Origin of the sequence: Bartonella sp. AA2SXKL, from assembly GCF_042197205.1 — a bacterium.
GTDB lineage: Bacteria > Pseudomonadota > Alphaproteobacteria > Rhizobiales > Rhizobiaceae > Bartonella.
In genome coordinates this window covers 1-2,735 of sequence record NZ_JBHIRN010000040.1, presented here as the reverse complement: position 1 = coordinate 2,735, position 2,735 = coordinate 1, and the positions used below count along the sequence as shown (strand labels likewise).

Below are 2,735 nucleotides of genomic sequence, written 5' to 3'. Positions count from 1 at the left end.
ACGCTTTTATAAAGTGTAAGGTTTTTAAGATTTTGCTCTGCTGTGAAAGCTAAATCTTAGTTTTCTCATAAATGAAACGTTTTTAAGAGCAAATGATAACTAAGTTATAACTGTAATAAAAAAGAGTTTTAACGTTTCTTATAAAGATCTCATTTTATGTTTCAAACGTTTAAACGTGCATTTAATGAGGTTCTCATAAGCGTATTTGTACTTTTCATTAAAACCTAATTTCTTTAAATATTAGCCGGTCCATTTTGGGGATGTTATCTTAGAATAGAGCATTCTTAAATATTACAGCTTTTGACTCAAAATTAAGTAAAAACCCATACCTTATGATGTTACAATGGTTTTGAAGTTTACTTTCTTATCTTTGTCTAAATAGCTGCCCCCAAATTTGGAAAGAGCTCATTTGGTTTCGTATTTTTAAACTATAACTTTTAAAACGTTTTTAGTACCAAATCTAAAGTAGATAGTTATTCTACTGCCATGGCATTATTTGCTTCCATTTTTTTGTGGAAGCGAATAGTTCCATTCTTAAAGACTAGCCTGCAATCTATTCATTAAAAGGCTTTTCATTTCATAAGATATAGCATTTGAATTTCATGACCTTTATTTCCTACCTCGGTAAAAAAATACCGTGGTTATAAAATCGATCTTGTCTTTAAATCCTTTTATGCAATCTTTAAAATGTTCGGTGTTATGATGATGCTGTTATGACAGCTCTCTATTTTGCGCTCGCCAATTTTGGCGAATGTTAATTTGCTCTTTTATGTGATTAACAATCCAATCTTTAAAACAAGATGTGATCTTTAAACGTATGTTATCGATATTTTCAAACGACTAAATTTAAAACAATGTGATTTGTGCTGTGATAAAAACGTATCATAAAATTTATGAACTGTTATGAATGATATCGGCTTTTCATTTTATTTGAATACACACATGCGTTATAATATTTACATCATGATTTGCTTTTTATGGTCTATTCATACATGCCAATCTTATATAAAAAATGGTCAAATGAATCACGTATAAAAATGTGGATTCTTAAGTGGATTCATATAAAATAATTTCACACAACCTATTGACTTTATTTCATTTTTTGATATGATAGCTTATCAGCTGGTACAAAGAAGATGTTGAGCATGTGAACAAATGGCGCGAACATGCAAGAGAGGATTTTCGATTTTACAATGGTGATCAGTGGAATGAGGCTGATTTAGCGGCGTTAAAAGAGCAACGCCGCCCCGTTATGACGTTTAACCGTATTGCACCATTGGTTAATGCCGTTGTGGGTTCAGAGCGTAACAATAAACGAGAGGTGCAATTCATTCCCCGTCAAATAGGCAAGGCATTGCCAAGTGAATTGCTTACAGGAGCAGCGGAATGGTTTCGCGACATGGCACATGCTGAATATGCAGATAGTGATGCTTTCCAAGACGCTGTCATCTGCGGCATGGGCTGGACCGATACGCGGCTTGATTATGAGAACAGTATAGATGGTGAACCGGTTATTACGCGTTTAGACCCACTGAAAATGGTCTGGGATAGTGCGGCAGTGCAACCGAATTTAACCGATGCACAACGTTTGTGGTATGTAGATCGCAAGCCGTTAGAAGTAGCTAAGCAGATGTTTCCCAAATCTCATTGGACAGAGCTGAGTGCGGATTGGGCGCGTGATGGGAGCTCTCATGAAGGCATTCATCATAATGATCTTGAAGCTTACGATGATGAGAAGGGCATTGATGTTGAAAACGGTCGTCGGATGGTTACACTTGTTGAAGGACAACATAAACAAAAATACAATAAAGTCAATAGTTTGTTTGTAATTATTTTATATGAATCCACTTAAGAATCCACACTTTTATACGTGATTCATTTGACTATTTTTTATATAAGATTGCCATGCATGAATAGACCCAAAAAAGCTAATCATAAAGAAGTTTAAGAAGAAAAAACAACTTCAAAATGTCCTTCAAGCGTTTTAACTTCTTTCGGATTAACAATAATCTTTATATCGTTTCCCAATTTTGCCAAACACTCAAGCATTTTCATTTCACTAATTCCTCGAAATTCTCCACTTAAGAGTTTAGACAGTTTTGGTTGAGTCATTTTCAAAAGTTGACTAGCCTGTTTTTGTGTTAAGTTCTTTTCTTTCAGAATTTGACTAATCTTATGAGCAAGTTGCGCTTTGATAAGCATCTCTCTGGAATCTGAAAAGCCAAGATCCGCATAAACATTGGAACTACCGTGAAAAACATTGATCATTTTAATTCCCTTCTAATTGTTCTGCTAACTTGAGACGTTCTTTAATCAGATTAATGTCTGGTTTTGGTGTTGCAATGCCACGGGTCGATTTTTTCTGAAAACAATGCAACACATAAAGAGATTTTTTATATTGTATCGTATAAACAGCGCGATAAGTTCCTTGAATATCGCGTTCAATAATTTCTAGAACATTGGCAGATCCAAACCCCTTGAGAACCTTAACATTTTCTCCTCTATCTCCTATCTGAGCAAGATAAAGAGCATAACCAATCCTTTGTTGAATAAGATCAGGAAGACTTTTTATATCTTTGAGTGAAGAACCAAGCCATATGATACGTTTTATTTTACTCATGATTATTAATATACCCATATGGGTATATTTTCAAGTGGTTATTCTAATTTTGTGATTTTTTAATAACTATTATTAATAAAATTGACTTGATAAAAATGGTAACAAAAAACCATAA

Annotated in this window: 2 protein-coding genes and 1 pseudogene; 1 reads left to right on the top strand and 2 read right to left on the bottom strand. The window is 33.9% G+C overall.

Annotated features, from left to right (window positions below; genetic code table 11):
- Positions 1-1,117: 1,117 nt before the first annotated feature.
- Positions 1,118-1,822: pseudogene (locus tag ACFINS_RS09535) on the top strand (portal protein); the annotation flags it as partial.
- A gap of 122 nt (positions 1,823-1,944) precedes the next feature.
- Here ACFINS_RS09535 and ACFINS_RS09530 read toward each other — a convergent pair.
- Positions 1,945-2,268: a helix-turn-helix domain-containing protein gene (locus ACFINS_RS09530; RefSeq protein ID WP_015856199.1), complete on the bottom strand. Its 324-nt coding sequence runs from the start codon at positions 2,266-2,268 to the stop codon at positions 1,945-1,947.
- Position 2,269: 1 nt separating this feature from the next.
- On the bottom strand, positions 2,270-2,620 hold the full coding sequence (locus ACFINS_RS09525; RefSeq protein ID WP_041581387.1) for a type II toxin-antitoxin system RelE/ParE family toxin: 351 nt from the start codon (positions 2,618-2,620) through the stop codon (positions 2,270-2,272).
- Positions 2,621-2,735: the final 115 nt, after the last annotated feature.